This is a genomic window from Amycolatopsis sp. NPDC028719, assembly GCF_055565395.1.
Map to the genome: position 1 here is coordinate 35,921 of NZ_JBVHUL010000015.1, position 22,839 is coordinate 58,759.

Sequence of the window (22,839 nt, forward strand, 5' to 3'; positions counted from 1 at the left end):
AAGCCGTGAAGGCCTCCTTCCCGGCCACTAGGGCCGGTAAGGAGGCCTTCACGGCTTCGGTCAGAACGCGGGCTGGATCCGGACGTCGTCCGCCTTGACGAACGCGATCCGGTGCCCGAACTGGATCTGGACGTACTTCAGCTTGCCCTTCACGACCACGTGGTCGGCCGGGTCGAACGTGGTCGCCGAGTAGTACTCCGAACCGACCGTCCCGGCCGAGGAGTACTTCTGCCCGGCGGACAGCGTGTACGGCAGCGGCGTGATGGCCTGCACCGTGACGTTCGCCGGGTAGGCCTCGGGCTCGGGGTAGGCGCGGCCGTACACCGGCACCGTCGCGAGGCCGGGCTTCGGCGTCACGACCCAGCCGACGGCGGGCTTCGCGACGCGGGCGTTGCGCGGGTTGGAGAACCAGCCCTTCTGCCCGAGGTACCAGATCGCCGTCCAGTCACCGCGGACTTCGGCGACGGCGTACTGCTGCCCGGTCGCGGCCCGGCTGCCGACGTCGGAGACGGCCATCGTGGACGGCGAGCCGTCCGTGTGCAGGCCGGCGTCCTTCAGCAGCGGCGAGGCGTCGTTCGGCTCCGAGTGCAGCACGACGGCCTCGGAACCCCGTGCGGGGCAAGGGGTTCCGGCGGTGTCGCAGCCGGTGAAGATCGGCTGGTTCTTCGCGAAGTCCGGGTCGATGGTGACCAGCGACGAGCCGGGCAGGCCGAACCCGCCGAGCGGCGCGCCCAGCAGGTCGAAGTAGTGCGACCAGTCCCAGTAGGGGCCCGGGTCCCAGTGCATGCCCGCGATGGTCGACGGGACCGTGCCCGGCACGTTGTCGTGGCCGATGATGTGGGCCCGGTCGAGCGGGATGCCGTACTTGTGCGCGAGGTAGCCGACGAGCTTCGCGCTCGAGCGGTACATCGCTTCGGTGTACCAGGTGCCCTTCGCGGCGAAGCCCTCGTGCTCGATGCCGATGGACTTCGCGTTGACGTACCAGTTGCCGGCGTGCCAGGCGACGTCCTTGGTCGGCACGTGCTGCGCGATCAGGCCGTCGTTGGAGCGGATGGTGTAGTGCCAGCTCACGTACGTCGGGTCCTGGGCCATCTCGAGGACGTTGTCCCAGTAGCCCTCGGTGTCGTGGATGACGATGTGGTCGATCTTCTGGCTGACCGGCCGGTTGGCCAGGTCGTGGTTGCCGTAGTCGTCGTTCGGCAGCTCCTGGTAGGGAGCGGGAACGGACTCGCAGGTGACGGTCCGTGGGCACTCGACGTTCGCCGGGTTCCCGGCGTGCTGCGGGGTCTTCGGCTCGGGCGACGCGGCCAGGCTGACCTGCTGGCCGTCGTCGGTGGTCCGGGCGACGCCGGTCTTGATGGTGTCGAAGACCTCGTCGGCGAAGGTCCGCGCGGCATCCCCGGTGGACCCGCTGTACCGCGCGACGGCGTCGTACCAGCCGGTCTGGCCGGCGTGGTACTTCGCGAGCAGCGCGGCCCCGCCCCGGATGTTCTGGGTGGCGTCGGTGCGGAGGGCCTCGGTTTTTTGCCCGATGAGCTGCGCGGCCTCGTCGATGGTCTGCAGCCCCTGCGGCGGCGTCGCGGGCCCGGCCTTCGGGTGCAGTGCCGGGCGAGCGTCGTCACCGCGCGGGTCTTCGGTGCCTTCGTCGTGGTGGGAGGAGGCGACGCCGGCCTCACGCAGGTCGGTGAGGTGCATCGGGCCGTAGCCGGCGGACGTGCTGGGCGTCCCGCCGTTGAAGTCCCACCGCGACTCCAGGAAGGAGACGCCGAGCAGGACGTCCTGCGGAACCCCGAACTCGGCCGCGGCGGCGGCGAAGTCGCGTTGCCGCTGACTGGTGGTGTCGGCCTGGGCGGGAGTGGCGAGGCCGGTGAGGAGCGTGACGGCGGCGAGGAGCGCCGCGGCTCTCGGGAGGGAACGGGCGGACATGGGCATAAACCCCCAGGGTTCAGGTGCCAGACGTGAGAACCTAACCAGAAACTCACGGCCGCGGTAAGGGTCGCCGCCGGTTCCCCGAAACGCCGGACGCCCGGGCCGCTCGCTCCCCAAGGTGCTGCCATGCCGATCCGGGTGACGATCATCACGGCACTGCTGGGGTCGACTCTGCTGTCCGCCGCGGTCGGTTCGCTCGTCACCTACCGCCTCAAGCGCCGCTACGAAGCGAGACTCGGCACCTTGGCCGGTCGCGAAGGCCGTCTCGGTGCCCGCCGCGGCGGCCGAACCGGCCGCTTCGCCGGCGGACCGGCACGAACACCTCCGGCCCGCGGCGCGCCTCGGGCTGATCGAGATCGAGGAGATCGTTCCGGAGCTCGACCTGCAGACCTGGCTGGACCGGTGGGGCATGCGAAGGCCGGCGAGCCGGCCGTGGTGACGATGCCGGTACCCGCACGGCAAAGAGGCCGGTCAGGCGCAATGTCGCCCGGCAGGTGCACCCTCCTTGCACGACTGGCACTCACGTGGCTAGAGTGCTAATCGCACGGCCCGACAGCCCCGGCACCCGCGACGGCGGGGGTGGTAGAGCCGTAACCACATCCTGCCAACGCTTTCGACGACCGTGGAGGTCAACCCGGTGAGCGTGAACATCAAGCCGCTCGAGGACAAGATCGTTGTCCAGACGAGCGAGGCCGAGGAGACGACCGCTTCCGGCCTCGTCATCCCCGACACCGCCAAGGAGAAGCCCCAGGAGGGCAAGGTTCTGGCCGTGGGCCCGGGCCGGATCGACGACAAGGGCAACCGCGTCCCGCTGGACGTGAACGTCGGCGACGTCGTCATCTACTCCAAGTACGGCGGCACCGAGGTCAAGTACAACGGTGAGGACTACCTCATCCTGTCCGCCCGCGACGTGCTGGCCGTCATCAACTGACGTCCGCTCGCAGCGCATGACGCCCCGGGCCCCGCACAATGCCGGGGAGCGGGGCGTTCGTGCGTTCTGGACCCACCGAAAGGTAAGCGGAACACGCTATGCCCAAGCAGATCAGTTTCGACGAGGACGCTCGTCGCGCGCTCGAGCGCGGGGTGAACAAGCTCGCCGACGCCGTCAAGGTGACCCTCGGCCCGCGCGGTCGCCACGTCGTGCTCGACAAGAAGTTCGGCGGCCCGACCATCACCCTCGACGGCGTGACCGTCGCCCGTGAGATCGAGCTCGACGACCCGTTCGAGAACCTCGGCGCGCAGCTCGCCAAGAGCGTCGCCACCAAGACCAACGACGTCGCCGGCGACGGCACCACGACCGCGACCGTGCTCGCGCAGTCGCTGGTGAAGGTCGGCCTGCGCAACGTCGCGGCCGGCGCCAACCCGACCTCGATCGGCCGTGGCATCGAGGCCGCCGCGGAGAAGGTCATCGAGGTCCTCAAGGCCAAGGCCACCCCGGTCAAGGGCCGCGAGAACATCGCCCAGGTCGGCACCGTCACGTCCCGCGACGCCAACATCGGCGCCCTGCTCGGCGAAGCCGTCGAGAAGGTCGGCGAGGACGGCGTCATCACCATCGAGGAGTCGTCGACCCTGGCGACCGAGCTGGTGATCACCGAGGGCGTCCAGTTCGACAAGGGCTTCCTCTCGGCGCACTTCGCGACCAACCCGGAGGAGCAGAAGGCGATCCTCGAGGACGCCTACATCCTGCTCGTCCGCGAGAAGGTCTCGTCGCTGGCCGAGCTGCTGCCGGTGCTCGAGAAGGTCGTCGAGGCCAAGAAGCCGCTCCTCATCATCGCCGAGGACGTCGACGGCGAAGCGCTGTCCACCCTCGTGGTGAACTCGCTGCGCAAGACGATCACCGCCGTCGCGGTCAAGGCGCCGTTCTTCGGCGACCGCCGCAAGGCGTTCCTGGACGACCTCGCGGTCGTCACCGGCGGCGAGGTCATCTCCACCGAGATCGGCATGAAGCTGGCCGACGCGGACCTCGGCTCGCTCGGCAGTGCGCGGCGCATCGTCGTCACCAAGGACGACACCACCATCGTGGACGGCGCCGGCACCAAGGACGCCACCCAAGCGCGGATCGCCCAGATCCGCAAGGAGATCGAGAGCACCGACTCCGACTGGGACCGCGAGAAGCTGCAGGAGCGGCTCGCCAAGCTGGGCGGCGGTGTCGCGGTGATCAAGGTCGGCGCGGCCACCGAGACCGAGCTGAACGAGCGCAAGCACCGCATCGAGGACGCCGTGGCGGCGACCAAGGCGGCCGTCGAGGAGGGCATCCTGCCCGGCGGTGGTTCGGCGCTGGTGCACGCGGTCAAGGAGCTCGAGGGCGGCCTCGGCCTCGAAGGCGACGAGGCCACCGGCGTGCGCATCGTGAAGGACGCGCTGTCCGCCCCGCTGTTCTGGATCGCGACCAACGCGGGCCACGAGGGCGCGGTCATCGTCAACAAGGTGCGCGAGCAGAGCTGGGGGCACGGCTTCAACGCCGCCACCGGCGAGCTGACCGACCTGCTGGCCGCCGGCATCGTCGACCCGGTCAAGGTGACCCGGTCCGCGGTGGCGAACGCCGCCTCGATCGCGCGTCTCGTGCTGACGACGGAGTCGTCGATCGTCGAGAAGCCGGCCGAGGAAGAGCCCGCCGCGGCGGGCCACGGCCACTCGCACTGATTCCGACGGAAGCGGGGCGGTACTCCTCGGGAGTGCCGCCCCGCTTCGCGTTGGGGCCCCGACCCGGGCGGCTCCGGACAGCACGGAGGGCGGCACCCCACCCGGTGCCGCCCTCCGTTGTCTGTGGGGCGCTCAGCCGCCGGACATGCTGAGCGCGCGTTTGTCGGACTTGATGAGGTGCTCGCGTTCGGACTCCGAGAGCCCGCCCCAGATGCCGTAGGGCTCGTGCACCGCCAACGCGTGGCTGCGGCACATCTCCAGGACGGGGCAGCTCAGGCAGACCGCCTTCGCCCTGGCCTCCCGCCGTGCCCGCGCCGGGCCGCGCTCGCCGTCCGGGTGAAAGAAGGACGCGCTGTCCATCCCCCGGCACGACCCTTCGAGCTGCCAGTCCCACATGTCGGCGTTGGGTCCTGGGAGCCTGCGCGTGTCTGCCATCCTGACCGCCTCCGTCATTCGGTCGATGCCGCTAGCTGCTCTGCTGTGGTGCCGATACTCCATTCGGTGCAACGGCGGTAACGTTAGAAGCGCGCCAATAGTTGTTCAAGCGATCCGGCTCGATTCAGCCGTTAGGCATCCCCCGGATGTGTGAGCAGGGGTTTCGCCTCCGGTTGCCGACTGCGCTGGGTGCCTGGATATTGAGGCTCGTGGGAGCTGGGTCGGGTACCGAAGAACCCACCCTGCCGGTGGCATCGGTCGCACGCCGGCTCGGGGTCGCCCCGTCCACCCTCCGAACGTGGGACCGCCGCTACGGGCTCGGCCCCAGCCGGCACACCGACGGCCGGCACCGCCGCTACGGCAGCTCCGACATCGGCCGGCTCGAACTGATGCAGCGGGCGTTGCTGAGCGGCGCGTCGACGGCCGAGGCCGCGCGCTACGCCCTCGAGCAGATGCCGCGGTCCGGCCCGCCCCAGCCGGAGGAACCCGGCGAACCCCCGGAGGTCTCCGGTGCCGACGACGGCCTCGAGGTCCGGTCCCGCCTGGCCCGCCGCCTGAGCACGGCGGCGCTCGCGATGGACGTCGGCGCGGTCCAGCGCATGCTCGCGGACACGATCACCGACCTCGGCGTCCTCCCGGCGTGGACGGGCGTGATCGAGCCGGTGCTGTCGGCACTGGGGGCCCGCTGGCGCGGCGCGAGCGCGGGTGCGGAGGTCGAGTACCTGCTGGCGGAGTGCGTGTTCGCGGCGCTGGTCCGCGCGACGCCGGTGCTCGACGAGCCGCGCAACACGCGCCCGGTGCTGCTGGGCTGCGTCCCGGAGGAGCGCGACTCGATGCCGATGTACGCACTGGCGGCTTCGCTGGCCGGCCGCGGCATCGGCGCCCAGCTGTTCGGGGTACCGCTGCCGGCGGAGGTGCTGGCGGTGGCGGTCCGCCGCAGCGCCCCGGCGGCGGTGGTGCTGTGGGCGCACCGGCGCGGGGTGGCGGACACGCGCCTGTTCGCGCGGGTGTCGCGGGGGAGGCAGCGAAGCAGGCTGTTCGCGTGCGGTCCGGGATGGGATCCGGCGGGGCTGCCGGACAAGGTGGAGCTGCTGACCGACTTGCCGGGAGCGGCGGACAGGATCGAGCACGTCCTGGTCGGCGGGCGGGCACCTGCGGACGAACGTCGCGAATGACTCCTTCCGGCCTCGGGGTGGCGCGCCGGCTCGCGCGGCCGGCTGCGGCCCGAACGTCTTGAATGACTCATTCATGTCGTCGGACGAGGTGAATGAGTCATTCAAGACACCGCGCCACCTGGGCCCGGCCCGCCGACCCGGCCCGCCGTGAGGCCCACTTCGGCCAAGATCCTGATCTTGTCGGTGGTAACCGCTAGAAAGGACGGGTGCACGAACCCGTCCTCCGCGCCGCCGCCTTCGGGAGCCATCCGCTGCCCGATCCCGCCGTCACGCGCGGTGCCGGTACCCCCAGGGCGCGGCTGCTGGCCGCGATCGTGCTCGGCGCCCAGGGCCGCTACGCCGCCGCCGCGGCTCTCCTGGACGTCCTCAGGCGGGACAGAGACCCCCTCCTCGCCTCCCTCGCCGCCAGCACCCTCGCCGCGCACCGGCGGCAGCTGGGCGGCCACCGGCAGGCCCGCGCCCTCGACGGCGAGGCCTTCGCGAAAGCCGCCGGCCTCCGAAGCGACCCGGACCCCGACGGCCTCGACGCGGCCGGCGCCCGAGCCGATGCCCTCCTCGGCCTGGCCGCCGACAACCTCGCCCTCGGGCGGCTCCGGGCCGCGCGGAGGCTCGCCGAGCGTGCAACGGCCGAAGACGCCGGGTGGCGGGCCCGGGTCCGCGGGGGCTGGGTCGGCGCCGAGATCGAGCTCGCCGCAGGTCAGGGCGCCGCCGCCGTGCCGCACGCCGAGCGCGCTTTCGAAACCGCTCAGGCCCGCGGTGCGCGGCGGCACGCGGTGAAATCCGGGATTGTGCTGGCCGTGGCCCTGCGGGCCGCCGGGGCTCCCGATCACCAGAACATTTCGGACGGTCTTGTCGGAAAGGCAATGGCGGCCGCCGAGGAATGCGAACTGCTTTCACTTTTGTGGCCGGCCGCCCTCGTCATGGCCGACCTGCGCCCAGGACACGCCGAGGAGTATCGATTCAGAGTGGCAGAGGTGTTGCACGCAGTGTTACGAAGCGCAGATCCTTGCGGGAGGAGGATCGCGAGCGAATCACCATGGGTCCCCGCCCGGGGTGGTTGAGCCGTCGGAATGGGGTGTTCCGGCATCCGGGCTAAGAAACTTCAAAAAAAGCCACCGGATCGTGTCAAGGTTCGGGCTAAAGCGTCCGATAGGGGAAGTGGAATGTCACCCGGCTGCAGGAAGGAAACCCCGTGACGACGGTCTTGATCTGCGACGACCGACGCAGTGTCCGTGAAGGGCTCACCCGAGTGATGTCCGCGGTCCCTGGGGTCAGTCGCATCGACTGCGTAGCGCACGGTGACGAGCTGCTGGCCCGGTACTCCCGTCAGCCCGTCGACGTCGTGCTGGTCGGAACGCAACGCGCGGTTCCGACAGGTGTCGAAGCCACTCGACGGCTCGTCTCCGCGAACCCCCAGGCGAACGTCATCGTCTTCGGTGCCCCCGACGACGCGGGCAGCATCGCCGCCGCGATCGCCGGCGGTGCCCGTGGCTACCTCCGCTGGGACGCGTCCCGGCCGGAGCTGGTCGCCGCACTGGCCCACACCCTGGCGAGCACCTCGGTGCCCGCGCCCCGTCAGCCGTCCGACCCGGGCGTCCAGCTGACCGAGCGCGAGCTTCAGGTGCTCCGCGGGATGAGCCAGGGCAAGAGCAACGGCCAGATCGGCCGCGAGCTCTACCTGTCCGAGGACACGGTCAAAACCCACGCCCGGCGGCTGTTCCGCAAGCTCGGCGTGCGCGACCGCGCGCAGGCCGTGGCGCACGGCTTCCGTCGCGGCCTGGTCAGCTGACCCGTTCTCGCGGCTTCTCCCCGATCCTGACACGGCCGGAATACAGGTGACGACGGGCCAGGGCGCACCGCCCTGGCCCGTATCTGTGTGGTCCCCATCACACTCCGGCGCCCACTCGGGCAGTCCCCGGGACGAAATCCCGTCCCGGCACCCGTCCCTCCGACGGAATTCGTAACCCGTGACGCGGCTCGTTCGTTGAGCCGGCGACATCGACCGCGGGTTCGCACGATGATCCGTATTTCCGCGCCTCCAGGCGGTGCGGCGCGCCGGGGAGCACCGCGCGCGCCGGTCTGCGGCGGGCCGAAGGTACGGTAGCGGTCACCGGTTCGAGGCGGAGGCGACCACGGGCCGGGTTCTTTGCACACCTACGCGTAACACTGGGACTGTTGTCTGCGATGGCCAATGTGGGGGATGGACTGGATGAACCGGTCGCCGCTGCTGTCGAGGGAGATCCCCAGGCAGTGGAGCGGTTGCTGGCTGCTATCCGTCCACTGGTAGTGCGGTATTGCCGCGCCCGGGTTGGCAGGCAGGAGCGATCCTTCGCTTCGGCGGACGACGTTGCGCAGGAGGTGTGTCTCGCGGTGCTAACGGCATTGCCCTCGTACCGCGACCAAGGCCGTCCGTTCCTGGCCTTCGTCTACGGGATCGCCCAGCACAAGGTGGCCGACGCGCACCGCGCGGCGGCACGGAACCGTGCCGAGCCGGTGGCCGAAATCCCCGACGAGATCGAAGTCGGGGTCGGTCCCGAGCAGCGGGCGCTGCAAGGTGAGCTGAACGAGCGGATGTCCCAGTTGTTGAAGGTGCTGCCGGACAAGCAGCGGGAGATCGTGGTGTTGCGCGTGGTCGTCGGCCTGTCGGCGGAGGAGACCGCGGACGCCGTGGGCTCGACCCCCGGTGCCGTCCGCGTCGCCCAGCACCGCGCCCTCGCGCGGCTGAGAAAGGTCCTGGCCGCGGAGGAGGTGATCTGAGTGACCGGTCACGAGAAGGGCTACGAGCCCGAAGACGTGTTCGGCAATGGCTTGTCGTCGTCCGAGGCGGAGTTCGCCGCCGATCTGTCGGCGGTCCAAGCGGACGACGCGCTGCTCGACGCGCTCGGCGGGTCCGACCCGGCGCTCGCCGACGGTCTCGGCGACCAGGAGCTCAACGCGTTGCTGGTGGCGTGGCGAAGAGACATCGACAGTGAGCCCCTGGCCGAACTGGTCGACGTCGACACCGCCGTGCGGACCGTCGCCACCGCGAGTCTCGCGAAGCGGCACGCTTCGAGCGGACGCCGCCGCAGGCTGCTCGTCCCGGTCGCCGTCGCCGCCGCCGTGCTGGCGATCGCGTTCACCGGCACCGGGCTGGCCGCGCGCTCCGCGCAACCCGGCGACACCCTGTGGGGCCTGGCGAAGGTCCTGTACTCCGATCACACCCGCTCGGTCGAGGCCGCCGCGAACGCGAAGCTCGACCTCGAGAAGGCGAACCTGGCCATCGCCGGCGGCAACCTCGACGCCGCCCGCGAAGCCCTCGACGCCGCCCAGGCCGCGCTGTCGCAGGTCAGCGACGAAGACAACCGCGACCAGCTGATGGAACAGCACCGGCAGCTCGCCGCGCAGCTCCAGCACCCGGACGCGCCGGTCCAGGGCCCGATCCAGACCAGCTCGCCGCAGGTCCCGCCCGGCGGAGCCTCGTCGACGCAGGTGCCGCCGGCCGGCGGCTCGGCGACGTCCATCCCGGGCAGCGGCAGCGGCACCACCAGCCTGCCGGGCACCGGGACGCCGACCCCGACGCCCCCGCCGCCGACCACCGAACCGCCGCCGCCGACCACCGAGCCGCCGCCGAGCAGCACGGCCGCGAGCGGCAACGACCCCGGCACGAACACGGGCCGCAGCGAGTCCTCCGTCGGCGGGCAGAGCGTCGGCGAAGGCCAGTAGAAGACCTCAACACACGAAAAGGCCCTGGTGAGCAAGCTCACCAGGGCCTTTTCGCAGGTTCAGTAGGCGCTTTCGTTGGCCGTCACGCCGTCGGCGAAGCCGCGGCAGTAGTCCCAGCTCACGTAGTCGCCGGGGTTCGGGTCGTAGGCCGGCTCGTGCGGGCGCATGCGCCCGTCGGCCAGCAGCTGCTCCAGGCTGGCCCGCAGGAGGTGCCAGTCGTGGTAGTGCGGTTCGTCGCACTCACCGCAGTCGACGACGATCCCGCGCACCCCGCGAGGCTCGAGGAGTGCCTGGTAGACGGCCAGATCGGAGAGGTCGGCCAGCAGCTCCGTGCGTTCCTGGTCGCTGATCGGCTCGTCCAGCCGGTCCTCGTCGACGAGGAACGCCCGGGCCGGGTCGTCCGGATCGTCCGCGAACGGGTCTGGAGGCAGGACATCATGCGCCACGGCCTGCACGGTACCGGGCGGCCCCCGCGGCTCGCCCACCGCCCGGGCCGGGCCCACGCGGCGGATATCATGAGGGGAAGGCTCCGAGTCGCCAGTTGATCTTGATCAGACGCAGCGACCCCGCTCATCCCGCGCCAGGAAGGCCCTTCACCCGCTATGACCAGCGACGGCATCACCGCCCCCATGCCGGCCAAGTTCGCCATGCTCGGCCTGACCTTCGACGACGTGCTGCTGCTGCCGGCGGAATCGGACGTCGTGCCCAGCGCGGTGGACACCGGCACGCGGCTGACCCGGAACATCACCCTCGGCATCCCGCTGGTCTCCGCCGCGATGGACACCGTCACCGAGGCGCGGATGGCCATTGCCATGGCCCGCCAGGGCGGCATCGGCGTGCTCCAGCGCAACCTGCCGATCGACGAGCAGGCCGCCGCCGTCGAGGTCGTGAAGCGGTCCGAGGCGGGCATGGTCACCGACCCGGTCACCTGCTCGCCCGACGCGACGCTGGCCGAGGTCGACGCGCTGTGCGCGAAGTTCCGCATCTCCGGGGTCCCGGTGGCCGACGCGTCCGGCACGCTGGTGGGCATCATCACCAACCGCGACATGCGGTTCGAGGTCGACCACAGCCGCCCGGTGTCCGAGGTCATGACGAAGGCGCCGTTGGTCACCGCCCAGGTCGGCGTGTCCGCGGACGCCGCACTCGGCCTGCTGCGCCGGCACAAGATCGAGAAGCTGCCGATCGTCGACGGCGCGGGCAAGCTGCGCGGGCTGATCACGGTCAAGGACTTCGTGAAGACCGAGCAGTACCCGAAGGCGACGAAGGACCCGGACGGCCGCCTGATCGTCGGCGCCGCGGTCGGCGTCGGCCCGGACGGCCACAAGCGCGCGATGGCGCTGGCCGACGCGGGCGTCGACGTCCTGATGGTCGACACGGCGCACGGGCACTCCCGCGCGGTCGTCGACACCGTCTCGCTGCTGAAGAAGGAGCTGGGCGACGCGGTCGACATCGTCGGCGGCAACGTCGCGACCCGGGCGGGCGCGCAGGCGCTGGTCGACGCGGGCGCGGACGGCGTCAAGGTCGGCGTCGGCCCGGGCTCCATCTGCACCACCCGGATCGTGGCGGGCGTCGGCGTCCCGCAGATCTCCGCGATCTACGAGGCCGACCAGGCGTGCCGCCCGGCGGGCGTCCCGGTGATCGGCGACGGCGGCATCCAGTACTCCGGCGACATCGCGAAGGCGATCGCGTCCGGCGCGTCGACGGTGATGCTGGGCAGCCTGCTGGCCGGCACCGCCGAGTCGCCCGGTGACCTGATCCTGGTCAACGGCAAGCAGTTCAAGGTCTACCGCGGCATGGGCTCGCTCGGCGCGATGCAGTCGCGTGGCCAGGCGAAGTCGTACTCCAAGGACCGCTACGCCCAGGACGACGTGCTGAGCGAGGACAAGCTGGTCCCCGAAGGCATCGAAGGCCGCATCCCGTTCCGCGGGCCGCTGGCCAACGTCGTGCACCAGCTCGTCGGCGGCCTGCGCTCGGGCATGGGCTACGCGGGCGCGAACACGATCGCCGAGCTGCAGGAGGCCCAGCTGGTCCGGATCACCGCGGCCGGCCTCAAGGAGAGCCACCCGCACGACATCACGATGACCGTCGAGGCCCCCAACTACACGACGAGGTAAGTCGCCGACTACCGGAAGCAGTGGAACCCGCACCTCGGACCGGTCCGAAGTGCGGGTTTCCCGCTGAGTCACCGTGACCCACAGTGCTTACGGTAATCGGCCTATCGCCTTGCGTGGCCGTCGTGGTGTGCACTGAACGGCATGACGATCAGCCGCTTCACGCGCGTGCTGCGCACGGTGTTCTTCACGGCCGTCGCACTCGTGTCGCTGTTCCTCGGCGGGATCGTCTGCCTGATGTGCCAGGTGCTGGCCGGCCGCGACGCGCCCACCTTCCGCGTCGACGGGCACATCGTGTCCCACGAGCAGGGAGCGCTCCCCGTCGGCGGCGACGAAGACGCGGTCAGCCACACCATCGCGGTCGACGCCGGGAACCGCCTTTACCGCGTCACGGCCGTCGGGCCCGACCTCGACCTGCCCGCCGGGCAGCCGGTCGCGCTCGACGTCTCGACGGCGGACGGCAGCATCGCCTACCTCCGCGCGGGCGGTGGCGTCATCGACCTGCGCCCGGGCGTGGTGCGGCCGGTGCTGCTGATCTGCGCGGCCCTGCTCGCCCTGGGCACGATCTACTTCGGCGCGGTCCGGCTGAACGTCTATCCACCGGTGGCGACCTGGCTGGCCCTGGCGCTGGGGGCACTGCTCGCGCCGGTCGCCGTGTTCGTGCGGGTGTAGCCGACCGGGCGGGAAGAAGCCCTGTCGAGACGCGGGGCCGGCACGTGGACAAGTCGACCGGCCACGGGACGACCTCGTCCTCCGCACGGCGTCCGGCGAGCGCTTCGAGAGGGGTGTCCTGCCGGTACTGCCGCTGTTCCAACCCCCGTGCGCGAGTCACCCACGCGGACTAGCGACAATGGGGCACGGCAGATTGTCGTCGTCGGAGGAGGCTTCACGTGCGGGACCTGGTCGAGATCGGGATGGGCCGCACCGCGCGGCGGGCTTATGACCTCGACGACGTCGAGATCGTGCCGTCGCGGCGGACCCGGTCGTCTTCGGTGGTGTCCACCTCCTGGCAGATCGATGCCTACCGCTTCGACCTGCCGCTCGTCACGCACCCGACGGACGCGATCGTCTCGCCCGGCACCGCGGTCGCCGTCGGCGAGCTGGGCGGCCTGGGCGTGCTCAACGCCGAAGGTCTCTGGGCGCGGCACGCGAACGTCGAGGACGCCATCTTCCAGCTGGTCCGCGCGGCCGAGGACCTCGAAGACCCGACCGCGGTCGGCCGCGTGCTGCAGGAGCTGCACGCCGCGCCGATCCGGCTCGACCTGCTGACCGAGGCGATCAAGACCGTCCGCGAGTCCGGCGTCACGGTCGCCGCGCGCGTCAGCCCGCAGCACGCCGCCGAGCTGACCCCGGACCTGATCGCGGCCGGTGTCGAGATCCTCGTCGTGCAGGGCACGATCATCTCCGCCGAGCACGTGGTGCGCGAGGCCGAGCCGCTGAACCTCAAGGACTTCATCGGCCGCCTCGACGTGCCGGTGATCGCCGGCGGCGTCAGCGACTACCGCACGGCGATGCACCTCATGCGCACCGGCGCCGCCGGCGTCATCGTCGGCCACGGCTACACCCCGGGCGTGACGAGCACCGACCGCGTCCTCGGCATCGGCGTCCCGATGGCCACGGCCATCATCGACGCCGCGGCCGCCCGCCGCGACTACCTCGACGAGACCGGCGGCCGCTACGTGCACGTCCTGGCGGACGGCGGCATGACGGTCTCCGGCGACATCGCGAAGGCCATCGCGTGCGGTGCGGACGCCGTGATGCTGGGCTCACCACTGGCCGCCGCGTCGGACGCGCCCGGGCAGGGCCTCTACTGGACGGCGGCGGCCGCGCACCCGTCGCTGCCGCGCTCGCGCGTGGCGGCCGGGCCGGACTGCGCCGTCGACCTCAAGACCCTGCTGTTCGGGCCGTCGTCCGACGCGGAAGGCGTGGTGAACCTCTTCGGGGCGCTGCGTCGTGCGATGGCGAAGACGGGTTACTCGGACCTCAAGGAGTTCCAGCGGGTGGGGCTCACCGTCCGCCGGTGACGTGGGCGAGGAACGCGGCGAAGGCCTCTTCGGAGTAGACGAGGATCGGGCGGGGCGCCGGCTGTTTGGTGTCCCGCACCCCGACGGCGCCCGGCGCGGAACCGATCTCCACGCAGGCGTTCTCTTCGAAGTGGCTGTGGCTCGACTTGCGCCAACCGGTGAGCTGCTGGGGGATCATCGTGGTCCCTCCCGGAAATCGTGTCCCGCCGGCGGGTCTCGCCGTTCGTGGACATCGAGCACTTTGATAATTACCCACAAACATCACGATGGATGCGCCAAAACGGGTGACTCGTCAGTAACTTACCTCTGGTCAGGAAGAGCACCCCGGGTTACGCTCAAGGTGTGACTGCCAGTAACACCACCACCAGTGCGGGTGGCCCCGACTACGACGTCGTCGTGGTGGGGTCGGGGTTCGGCGGCAGCGTCGCGGCGCTGCGGCTCACCGAGAAGGGCTACCGGGTAGCCGTCGTCGAGGCGGGCCGGAGGTTCGCCGACGACGAGTTCGCGAAGACGTCGTGGGATCTCAAGCGCTACCTGTGGGCACCGCAGGTCGGCTGCTACGGGATCCAGCGCATCCACATGCTCAACGACGTCATGGTGCTGGCCGGCGCCGGGGTCGGCGGCGGGTCGCTCGTCTACGCGAACACGCTGTACCGGCCGCTGAAGCCGTTCTACGCGGATCGGCAGTGGTCGCACATCACGGACTGGGAGTCCGAGTTGGCGCCGCACTACGACCAGGCCAGCCGCATGCTCGGCGTGGTCACCAACCCGACGATCACCCCGTCGGACGTCGTGATGCGCGACGTCGCGAAGGACATGGGCGTCGCCGATTCCTTCCACGCGACACCCGTCGGCGTCTACTTCGGCAAGCCGGGGGAGCGGGCGAAGGACCCGTACTTCGGGGGTGCCGGGCCCGCGCGCACCGGCTGCACCGAGTGCGGCTCCTGCATGACCGGCTGCCGCGTCGGCGCGAAGAACACGCTGGTCAAGAACTACCTCTACCTCGCGGAGCAGGACGGCGCGAAGGTCATCCCGCTGACGACGGTGACGTCCGTGCGCCCGGTCGGCGGCGGCTACGAGATCGATCTGAAGAAGACCGGGACGACGGCCAAGCGCTTCCGGACGACGATCACGGCCGAGAAGGTCGTCTTCGCCGCCGGCACCTGGGGCACGCAGAACCTGCTGCACAAGATGAAGGACACGGGCGCGCTGCCCAAGCTGTCGCGGCGGCTGGGGGAGCTGACCCGGACGAACTCCGAGGCGATCATCGGCGCGGCCCGCACCGAGGTCGACGAAAGCCGGAACTTCAGCCGCGGGGTCGCGATCACGTCGTCGATCCACCCGGACGAGAACACCCACATCGAGCCGGTGCGCTACGGCAAGGGCAGCAACGCGATGAGCCTGCTGCAGACGATCGCGACCGACGGCGCGTCCCCGGTGCCGCGCTGGCAGCAGCTGGTGCGGTTCCTGCTGAAGCACCCGGTCCAGTCGGCGCGGATGCTCAACGGCTACCGCTGGAGCGAGCGCACGGTGATCCTGCTGGTGATGCAGAGCCTGGACAACTCGATCACGACGTACACGCGGCGCGGTCTTTTCGGGCGCCGCAAATACACGTCGAAGCAGGGGCACGGCGAGCCGAACCCGAGCTTCATCCCGGCCGGGCACGAGGCCAACCAGCGCACGGCCGAGCGCATCGGCGGCATCGCGGGCGGCACGTGGGGCGAGATCTTCGACATCCCGCTGACCGCGCACTTCATCGGCGGCGTCCCCATCGGCGCGTCCGCCGAGGAGGGTGTGATCGACCCGTACCACCGGGTGTTCGGCTACCCGGGCCTGTCGGTGGTCGACGGCGCGGCGATCACGGCCAACCTGGGCGTGAACCCGTCGTTGACGATCACCGCCCAGGCCGAGCGCGCGTTCTCGTTCTGGCCGAACAAGGGCGAGGCGGACCAGCGGCCTCCGCAGGACGCGTCGTACGTCCGCCTGGAGCCGGTGGCGCCGAAGAACCCCGCGGTCCCGGCGGACGCCCCGGCGGCGCTGCGGCGGTCCTAGACTCGGGGCCGTGACGACGGCATCCGAAAAGGCGCACGCGCTGCTCGACGGGGTACGGAAGCTCGATGACGAATGGGCGCGGGCCATCGGGGGCCTCGGCGAGCCCGAACTGCGCGCGCCCAGCGCGTTGCCCGGGTGGTCGCGCGCCCACGTCCTCGCGCACGTCGCGCGCAACGCCGACGGCCTCAAGAATCTCCTCACCTGGGCGAACACCGGCGTCGAGACGCCGATGTACGCCAGCCCCGAGGCTCGCGAAGCGGACATCGAAGCCGGGGCCCGGCGCGGGGCCGCCGACATCCTCGCCGACTTCGTCGCTTCGGCCGCGCGCTTCGAGCAGTACGCCGCCCGGATGCCGGACGACGCCTGGGCGCGGGAGGCCCGCAACCGGCAGGGCGCGCCCGTCAGCGGGGCCGTCGTCGCGCGGATGCGGGTGTCCGAGCTGACCATCCACCTCGCCGACCTCGACCGGGGTTACGACCTCGACCGCGCCCTGGGCCTGCTCGGCCCGCTCGCCGGGGAGGTCGTCCAGCACGCGATCACCTCCCGGAGCGCGCACCTGCCCGCGCTTCGCCTGGTCGCCGAGGGCACCGGGGAGTGGACGATGGGCGCCGCCCCCGGCGCGACCGTCACCGGCACGAGCGGGCAGCTCCTGGCCTGGCTGAGCGGGCGTTCCGGCGGCGAAGAGCTCGACGGCGACGTGCCGCGGATCCCGGCCTGGTCGTGAACTGACCGCGAGCGTCCTCCGTGTACCGATCAGGGGCGCGGAGACCGGGATCCGCCCCTAAGCTGGGCATCCCCGGCAGCGAGGAGTCCGATGTGGACAGCGTGAGCAGGCCGGCCCGGTGACCGGGCGACCCGGCGGACGGCCGGACGTCTCCGAGCACCTGGACAGGAGGGCGTTCCTGCGGGTCGCCGGCGTGTCGGCGGCCGGTGCCCTCGCCGCCGCGTGCGGGCCGGGCACCCCCTCGGCTCCCGCCGCTTCGACGAGCGCGCCGCCGGTGACGACGTCCGGGCCGCCCGCCACGCAGCTGCCCACCGGCCCGCCGAACTGGGACGAGCTGCGCACCAAGCTGGCCGGTGGCCTGGTGCGCCCGGGCGGCGACGGCTACGGCACCGCCAAGCGCGCCTTCAACCCGCTCTTCGACGGCAACAACCCGATCGCCGTGGCGAGCGCGAGGAACGCCGAGGACGTGCAGGACTGCGTCCGGGCCGCCGCCGGGCGCGTGACGCTCGCCGCGCGCAGCGGCGGCCACTGCTACGCCGGCTACTCGGTCCCCGAGAGCGGGCTCGTCATCGACGTGGCCGCGCTGAACAAAGTGGAGATCCGGGGCACCCAGGCCGTCATCGGCGCCGGCGCGAAGCTGAAGGACGTCTACGCCGGACTGGCGCAGGCCGGCCGCGCGCTGCCCGCCGGCTCCTGCCCGACGGTCGGGATCGCCGGGCTGACCCTCGGCGGCGGCATCGGCGTGCTCTCCCGCAAGTACGGCCTGACCTGCGACCACCTGAGCTCCGCGCAGGTCGTCACGGCCGACGGCAGGCTGGTGACGGCGTCCGCGAGCTCCGAGCCGGACCTGTTCTGGGCGCTGCGCGGCGGGGGCGGCGGCAACTTCGGCATCGTCACCGAGTTCACCTTCGACACCGATCCGGCGCCGAACCTGACGGTGTTCTCGCTGCACTTCCCGGCCGGTTCAGCGGCCGACGTGCTCGGCGTGTGGCAGCAGTGGATCGCCGCGACGCCGCCGGAGCTGTGGGCGAACATCGTGCTCTCCGGTGGCTCGCCGGTCCAGTGCCGGGTCGGCGGCTGCTACGTCGGCAACCCGCCGGGGTTGAACACGCTGCTGAACAACCTGGTCACGAACGCCGGCGCGCGGCCGACCCAGCGCACCGTGAAGAGCCTCGACTACCTGGGCGCCATGAACTACTTCTCCGGCAGCTCGGCCCGGCAGGCGTTCGTCGCGTCGTCGCGGATCATCACCAGCCCGGTCGATCCGGCGAAGATCGTCGCCCTCGCCGACGGCCGGACGGGCATGGACCTGCTCATCGACGGCCTCGGCGGGAAGGTCGGCGAGCCGGCGAAGGACGCGACGGCGTTCTGGCACCGCGACGCGCTGGCCAGCGTGCAGATCTACGCGCCCGCGACGACGAAGAACCGGGCGAAGGTCGCGCAGTCGGTCGGCGACGTCGTCGCGGGTCTCGCGGCGGCCGGCGCGGGCGGCGGGTACGTCAACTACATCGACCCCGCCCTGCCCGACTGGAAGGCCGCCTACTACGGCGACAACGCGAGACGGCTCGAGGACGTCTCGAAGAAGTACGACCCCTACAACGTCTTCCGGTTCGGGCAAAGCGTCGTCGCTTAAAGGTCGATGCCGGTGAAGACCGTGACGCGCTCCTCCGTCAGGTCGTGCATGGCCGCGAGGACGCCTTCACGCCCGACGCCGGAGCCCTTGACGCCGCCGTAGGGCATCTGGTCGGCGCGGTAGGACGGGACGTCGCCGATGATCACGCCGCCGACCTCGAGCTCCGCCGACGCGTGGAACGCCAGCTGGACGTCGGTGGTGAAGACGCCGGCCTGCAGGCCGTACGCGGAGGCGTTGACCGACCGGAAGGCCTCGTCCACACCGTCCACAACGGACACCGCGAGCACCGGGCCGAAGATCTCCTCGGCCCACGCCTTGGCGTCCGGCGGGACGTCGGTGAGCAGGGTCGGAGCCACGGTCGCGCCGTCGCGGGTGCCACCGGTGAGCAGCTTCGCGCCCGCGGCGACAGCGTCCTCGACCCACGCCACGATCCGCTCGGCGGCGGCTTCGTCGACCACCGGGCCGACGTCGGTGGCGCGGTCGTACGGGTCGCCCGTCCGCTGCGACTCGACGGCCTCCACCAGCGCGGGCACGAACTCCTCCGCGACGGCCGCGTCCACGATCACCCGCTGCACGGCGATGCAGGACTGCCCGGCCTGGTAGTTGCCGAAGGTGGCGATGCGGTGCGCGGCGCCTTCGGGGTCCGGCCAGTCGCGCAGCACGACGGCCGCCGCGTTGCCGCCGAGCTCCAGCACGACGTGCTTGCGCGGCGCGGCGTCCTTGAGCGACCAGCCGACCGGCCCCGAGCCGGTGAACGACACGACGGGCAGCCGCGGGTCGGCGACGAGCGCCTTCGTCTCGTCGTTTCCCAACGGCAGCACGGAAAACGACCCCTCGGGAAGGTCCGTCTCGGCCAGGATCTCGCCGAGGACCAACGCCGAGAGCGGGGTGCGCGGCGCCGGCTTGACGATGATCGGCGCGCCGATCGCCAGCGACGGCGCCACCTTGTGCGCCACCAGGTTCAGCGGGAAGTTGAACGGCGCGATGCCGAGCACCGGCCCGCGCGGCACGCGGCGGGTCAGCGCCAGCCGCGCCTCGCCGGCCGGGTCGGTGTCGAGGCGCTGGACGTCGCCGGTGAACCGGCGGGCCTCCTCGGCGGCGATGCGGAACACCGACACCGCCCGCTTGACCTCGGCCTCGGCCCACTTGAGCGGCTTGCCGTTCTCGGCCGTGATCACTTCGGCGATCTCTTCGGCGCGGGCGGCGAGCACCCGGGACACGTGCTCGAGCGCGCCGGCGCGGACGTGCGCGGGGATGCTGCGCAGCTCCTTCGCGACCGACACCGCGGCGGCGACCGCGCGCTCGACCTGGTCCGGCCCGGGCACGGCGACCGTGGCGACCTCGCTGCCGTCGTACGGGTGGTGCACGACGAGAGTGGTGGCGCCCGGCTCCGGGCGGCCGGCGATCCAGGCGGGGCGCGGCTCGGGGGTGATCATGTCCATGCGTACCAACGTAATCCGGGTGAGGAGTCCGGCGTGGGACCCCCACCCGGACGGGTCACGGCTTGATGAGCACCTTGAGCGCCTCGCGGTCGGCCATGGCGCGGTAGCCGTCCGGCACGCCTTCGACGTCGATCGTGCGGTCGAACACGCGACCCGGCTGGTACTTGCCGTCCAGGACGTCCGGCAGCAGTTCGGGGATGTAGTGCCGCGCCGGGGCGACCCCGCCGGTGACGGTGACGTTGCGGCGGAACACGCCCACGCCGATCGGCCCGTCCTCGTACTGCGGCAGGCCGACCCGGCTGACCGCGCCGCCCGCCCGCACGACCCCGACGCCCATTTCGAAGGCGCCCTTGGTGCCGACGCATTCGAGCACGGCGTGCGTGCCCTGGCCGTTCGTCAGCTCGCGCACCTTTTCGATGCCTTCCTCGCCGCGCTCGGCGACGACGTCGGTCGCGCCGAACTCGCGGCCGAGGTCGGTTCGCGCCCGGTGGCGGCCCATGAGGACGATCCGGCCGGCGCCGAGGCGTTTCGCCGCGAGGACGGCGGAGAGCCCGACGGCGCCGTCGCCGATGACGGTGACGTTCCGGCCCTCGCTCACCCGCGCCGTCACCGCGGCGTGGTGGCCGGTGGAGAAGACGTCGGACAGGGTCAGCATCGAGGCGAGCAGGTCGTCGTCCTCGGTGTGCGGGAGCTTGACGAGCGTGCCGTCGGCCTGCGGGACGCGCACGGCCTCGCCTTGGCCGCCGTCGACGCCCTTGGCGCCCCAGCCGCCGCCGTGCAGGCACGATGTCTGCAGGCCTTCGCGGCAGAACTCGCAGGTGTTGTCGGACCAGACGAACGGCGCGACGGCGAGGTCGCCCTTCTTGACGCTTCGGACGTCGGCGCCGGTCTCCTCGACGATCCCGAGGAACTCGTGGCCGATCCGGCGGCCGTGCTCGCTCGGCTTCATGCCGGCGTACGGCCAGAGGTCGCTGCCGCAGATGCAGGACCGGACGACCCGCAGGACGACGTCGGTCGGCTCCACCAGCTTCGGGTCGGGAACGGTCTCGACCCGGACGTCGCCGGCGCCGTAGATGACTGTCGCTCGCATGCCGGGGCCTTTCCCGTGGAGGTTCGTGACAAACGTCGGGGGTGTGGTGGCGCTGTCGCACCTAGATTTTCGGCCATGACCACGCGCAGCGCATCCCGCACCCCGTTCGGGGCACTGGCCACCGGGGCCCGCCGCCCGTACCTCACCGCCGCGGTGTTCCTGGTGACGCTGGCGTGCGGGATCGCGCAGCTCGCGCACCCCCCGCTGTACGACGCGGTGGTCCGCGACGCGGCACGCATCGACGACGGCGAGTGGTACCGCCTGGTCACCGGGATGTTCTTCCAGGACGGCTGGGCGTTCGCGCTGGTCTCGAACCTGCTCTGGCTGGCCGTGTTCGGCACGCTCGCCGAGCGCGTGTTCGGCCGCGGTCGCTGGCTGGTCCTCTACTTCGGCTGCGGCCTGTTCGGGCAGTTCATGAGCTACGTCTGGCTCAACCCGGTCGGCGCGGGCAACTCGATGTGCGTGACCGGCCTCATCGGCGCGCTGGCGGTCGTGGTCGTGGTGGCGTCCCGCCGCTACGGCGTGGTGGTGCCGATGCAGTTCCGGGTCATGGCGTTCGCGGTGCCGGTGCTGGCCGTGGCCGACACGGTCGTCCACGACAACCACGGTCTCCCGTGCCTGCTGGGGATGGCACGGGGCTTCCTGCTGCTGCCGCGGCGCCCATCACCCACTCTTGCCCCAGATCCGGAGGTCGTAACACCGCATCACTTTCCCGCCGAAAGTGATCCGGTGCCACCACCTCCGGATCACTTTCCCGGCGAAAGTGGCGTCAAGGGCGGGTGAGGTGGCCGCCGAGCCGGTGCCAGTGGTCGACGAGGTGCGCCTGCACCGGCACGGCGAGGATCTCGGCGAGATCCGCTTCGGCCTTTCGGGCCGCTTCCTCGGTGCGCTCCCACTCCAGGTCTTCCCACCGGGTGTCCGGGCCGCGCACCCCCACCAGCGGCCCGCCCGCGCCGCTGCGCAGCTCCGCCCGGGCCTGGGCGGCGGCGATCCGTTCGCACCGCAGCTCATCGGCGCGGCCCAGGTCCTGGGTGTGCCGGGCGTCGAGGACGATCCCGCCTCCCGAGCGCACGCCGCACCGGACGGCGATCCGCAAGAGGTCGTTGCTGAACGCGCGCGTTTCGGCGGGCACCCACGACAGCCGTTCCCAGTCGGGTTGGGGCTGGTCGTCGGCGCGGCAGACCGCGTACCCGGGCACGTCACACCAAGTCAGACGGTCGGGCGGGCGGAGTCGGTAGAGCATGCGCGTCCCCTCGGCGCGGCGGCTCCGGCCGGAGCCGCCCTCGATACCCGGTGAATCGGGCCGATGGTGACTCGGCGTTACAGATCACCGGCCGCGGTGGAGATCGCGCAGCAGCAGGACTTCGGCGCAGTGGTGGATCATCTCGCGGTGGATGTGCAGCACCAGCGTGGCCATCGGGTACTCGGCATACGGGCCCTCCGCCGGGCCGCACGGCCGCGCGAGCGCGTCGTCGTCCAGGGATTTCACCCCTTCGAGCCACCGGGCGTAGTACTCGTCCAGCAGCGCGATCGCCTCGGCCGCGGTGCCCGGGTACGGGTAGTCGTCGTAGGTCATGGCGGGGCCGCCGAAGTGCGACGCGATCCGCATCCCCAGGACGCCGACGAGGATGTGGCCGAGCCGCCACGCGATCGTCGTGACCGGCGGCGGCGTGGGCTCCGGGAAGGCGAAGTCGATCGTGAACGGACCCGTGCCGGGTTCGTCGTCGGACTCGCGCGCCCGCACGGTCCAGCACCCCTTCACCGGCTCCCAGAAGTACTCGTCGTCGGTGAGCCCTTCGAGCTTCGGGCGCACCAGGACGTTCCAGTGGAAGTCGAGCTGGTCGGTCAGTTCCTTCGTCCAGTTCACAGCCATAGCGGG

23 protein-coding genes are annotated in these 22,839 nt (G+C 71.5%); 15 read left to right on the forward strand and 8 right to left on the reverse strand.

The genetic code is table 11. The features are described 5' to 3' along the window. Window positions 1-60 precede the first annotated feature (60 nt). Window positions 61-1,932, reverse strand: a complete 1,872-nt coding sequence (locus ACZ4TR_RS44620) for an N-acetylmuramoyl-L-alanine amidase (RefSeq protein ID WP_465294616.1) — start codon at window positions 1,930-1,932, stop codon at window positions 61-63. Between the two features lie 265 nt (window positions 1,933-2,197). Between ACZ4TR_RS44620 and ACZ4TR_RS44625 the strand changes: the two genes are divergently transcribed. From ACZ4TR_RS44625 to groL, 3 genes are all read left to right on the forward strand, one after another. After that, the gene (locus tag ACZ4TR_RS44625; protein WP_465294618.1) at window positions 2,198-2,368 is read left to right on the forward strand and encodes a hypothetical protein; all 171 of its coding nucleotides are present in this window, start codon (window positions 2,198-2,200) and stop codon (window positions 2,366-2,368) included. A 198-nt stretch (window positions 2,369-2,566) separates the two neighbouring features. Next, window positions 2,567-2,860, forward strand: a complete 294-nt coding sequence (gene groES / locus ACZ4TR_RS44630; protein ID WP_004559922.1) for a co-chaperone GroES — start codon at window positions 2,567-2,569, stop codon at window positions 2,858-2,860. 98 nt (window positions 2,861-2,958) lie between these two features. Next, the gene (groL, locus tag ACZ4TR_RS44635) at window positions 2,959-4,572 is read left to right on the forward strand and encodes a chaperonin GroEL (protein WP_364523476.1); all 1,614 of its coding nucleotides are present in this window, start codon (window positions 2,959-2,961) and stop codon (window positions 4,570-4,572) included. A gap of 132 nt (window positions 4,573-4,704) precedes the next feature. Here the strand turns inward: groL and ACZ4TR_RS44640 are convergent, their stop codons facing one another. Then, window positions 4,705-5,025 carry a WhiB family transcriptional regulator gene (locus tag ACZ4TR_RS44640; RefSeq protein ID WP_026468909.1) on the reverse strand — a complete coding sequence of 107 codons (321 nt, stop codon included), beginning with the start codon at window positions 5,023-5,025 and terminating at the stop codon, window positions 4,705-4,707. 191 nt (window positions 5,026-5,216) lie between these two features. Between ACZ4TR_RS44640 and ACZ4TR_RS44645 the strand changes: the two genes are divergently transcribed. The 5 genes from ACZ4TR_RS44645 (at window position 5,217) to ACZ4TR_RS44665 (ending at window position 9,884) form a co-directional block, all read left to right on the forward strand. Next, window positions 5,217-6,182, forward strand: a complete 966-nt coding sequence (locus tag ACZ4TR_RS44645) for a MerR family transcriptional regulator (protein ID WP_465294620.1) — start codon at window positions 5,217-5,219, stop codon at window positions 6,180-6,182. 206 nt (window positions 6,183-6,388) lie between these two features. Next, complete coding sequence (locus ACZ4TR_RS44650; RefSeq protein WP_465294622.1) at window positions 6,389-7,243, forward strand: hypothetical protein; 855 nt, start codon at window positions 6,389-6,391, stop codon at window positions 7,241-7,243. Window positions 7,244-7,374: 131 nt separating this feature from the next. Next, complete coding sequence (locus ACZ4TR_RS44655) at window positions 7,375-7,971, forward strand: response regulator transcription factor (RefSeq protein ID WP_003073605.1); 597 nt, start codon at window positions 7,375-7,377, stop codon at window positions 7,969-7,971. Between the two features lie 395 nt (window positions 7,972-8,366). After that, window positions 8,367-8,939 (forward strand): sigma-70 family RNA polymerase sigma factor, encoded by a 573-nt coding sequence (locus ACZ4TR_RS44660; protein ID WP_364523513.1) that lies wholly within the window; start codon window positions 8,367-8,369, stop codon window positions 8,937-8,939. Then, entirely contained in the window at window positions 8,940-9,884 is a 945-nt protein-coding gene (locus tag ACZ4TR_RS44665) for an anti-sigma-D factor RsdA (RefSeq protein WP_364523471.1), read from the forward strand. A 59-nt stretch (window positions 9,885-9,943) separates the two neighbouring features. Here the strand turns inward: ACZ4TR_RS44665 and ACZ4TR_RS44670 are convergent, their stop codons facing one another. Continuing rightward, the gene (locus ACZ4TR_RS44670) at window positions 9,944-10,339 is read right to left on the reverse strand and encodes a DUF5319 domain-containing protein (protein ID WP_285459698.1); all 396 of its coding nucleotides are present in this window, start codon (window positions 10,337-10,339) and stop codon (window positions 9,944-9,946) included. Window positions 10,340-10,486: 147 nt separating this feature from the next. Between ACZ4TR_RS44670 and guaB the strand changes: the two genes are divergently transcribed. The 3 genes from guaB to ACZ4TR_RS44685 all read left to right on the forward strand — a co-directional run bounded on the left by guaB (window position 10,487) and on the right by ACZ4TR_RS44685 (window position 14,019). Continuing rightward, window positions 10,487-11,998, forward strand: a complete 1,512-nt coding sequence (gene guaB / locus ACZ4TR_RS44675; protein WP_364523469.1) for an IMP dehydrogenase — start codon at window positions 10,487-10,489, stop codon at window positions 11,996-11,998. Window positions 11,999-12,139: 141 nt separating this feature from the next. Beyond that, entirely contained in the window at window positions 12,140-12,667 is a 528-nt protein-coding gene (locus tag ACZ4TR_RS44680) for a hypothetical protein (RefSeq protein WP_465294624.1), read from the forward strand. A gap of 218 nt (window positions 12,668-12,885) precedes the next feature. Continuing rightward, the gene (locus tag ACZ4TR_RS44685; RefSeq protein WP_465294626.1) at window positions 12,886-14,019 is read left to right on the forward strand and encodes a GuaB3 family IMP dehydrogenase-related protein; all 1,134 of its coding nucleotides are present in this window, start codon (window positions 12,886-12,888) and stop codon (window positions 14,017-14,019) included. On the opposite strand, the gene ACZ4TR_RS44690 is transcribed toward ACZ4TR_RS44685, so the two are convergent. Continuing rightward, the gene (locus tag ACZ4TR_RS44690) at window positions 14,003-14,197 is read right to left on the reverse strand and encodes a DUF397 domain-containing protein (RefSeq protein ID WP_465294628.1); all 195 of its coding nucleotides are present in this window, start codon (window positions 14,195-14,197) and stop codon (window positions 14,003-14,005) included. The genes ACZ4TR_RS44685 and ACZ4TR_RS44690 overlap by 17 nt on opposite strands. Before the next feature lie 164 nt (window positions 14,198-14,361). Here ACZ4TR_RS44690 and ACZ4TR_RS44695 point away from each other — a divergent pair, with 164 nt between their 5' ends. The 3 genes from ACZ4TR_RS44695 to ACZ4TR_RS44705 all read left to right on the forward strand — a co-directional run bounded on the left by ACZ4TR_RS44695 (window position 14,362) and on the right by ACZ4TR_RS44705 (window position 18,428). Beyond that, the gene (locus tag ACZ4TR_RS44695) at window positions 14,362-16,071 is read left to right on the forward strand and encodes an FAD-dependent oxidoreductase (protein WP_465294630.1); all 1,710 of its coding nucleotides are present in this window, start codon (window positions 14,362-14,364) and stop codon (window positions 16,069-16,071) included. Between the two features lie 10 nt (window positions 16,072-16,081). Then, window positions 16,082-16,795 carry a maleylpyruvate isomerase N-terminal domain-containing protein gene (locus ACZ4TR_RS44700; protein ID WP_465294632.1) on the forward strand — a complete coding sequence of 238 codons (714 nt, stop codon included), beginning with the start codon at window positions 16,082-16,084 and terminating at the stop codon, window positions 16,793-16,795. 118 nt (window positions 16,796-16,913) lie between these two features. Further along, entirely contained in the window at window positions 16,914-18,428 is a 1,515-nt protein-coding gene (locus tag ACZ4TR_RS44705; protein WP_465294634.1) for an FAD-binding oxidoreductase, read from the forward strand. Here the strand turns inward: ACZ4TR_RS44705 and ACZ4TR_RS44710 are convergent. Together ACZ4TR_RS44710 and ACZ4TR_RS44715 are read right to left on the reverse strand one after the other, a co-directional pair. Next, window positions 18,425-19,870: an aldehyde dehydrogenase family protein gene (locus ACZ4TR_RS44710; protein WP_465294636.1), complete on the reverse strand. Its 1,446-nt coding sequence runs from the start codon at window positions 19,868-19,870 to the stop codon at window positions 18,425-18,427. The two genes, ACZ4TR_RS44705 and ACZ4TR_RS44710, sit on opposite strands and share 4 nt — an antisense overlap. A gap of 55 nt (window positions 19,871-19,925) precedes the next feature. Beyond that, window positions 19,926-20,960 (reverse strand): zinc-dependent alcohol dehydrogenase family protein, encoded by a 1,035-nt coding sequence (locus ACZ4TR_RS44715; protein WP_465294638.1) that lies wholly within the window; start codon window positions 20,958-20,960, stop codon window positions 19,926-19,928. Between the two features lie 75 nt (window positions 20,961-21,035). Between ACZ4TR_RS44715 and ACZ4TR_RS44720 the strand changes: the two genes are divergently transcribed. Further along, the gene (locus ACZ4TR_RS44720) at window positions 21,036-21,743 is read left to right on the forward strand and encodes a rhomboid family intramembrane serine protease (RefSeq protein WP_465294640.1); all 708 of its coding nucleotides are present in this window, start codon (window positions 21,036-21,038) and stop codon (window positions 21,741-21,743) included. Here ACZ4TR_RS44720 and ACZ4TR_RS44725 read toward each other — a convergent pair. Beyond that, window positions 21,730-22,203 (reverse strand): hypothetical protein, encoded by a 474-nt coding sequence (locus ACZ4TR_RS44725; protein ID WP_465294642.1) that lies wholly within the window; start codon window positions 22,201-22,203, stop codon window positions 21,730-21,732. The two genes, ACZ4TR_RS44720 and ACZ4TR_RS44725, sit on opposite strands and share 14 nt — an antisense overlap. Before the next feature lie 84 nt (window positions 22,204-22,287). Next, entirely contained in the window at window positions 22,288-22,833 is a 546-nt protein-coding gene (locus tag ACZ4TR_RS44730) for a DinB family protein (RefSeq protein WP_465294644.1), read from the reverse strand. Window positions 22,834-22,839: the final 6 nt, after the last annotated feature.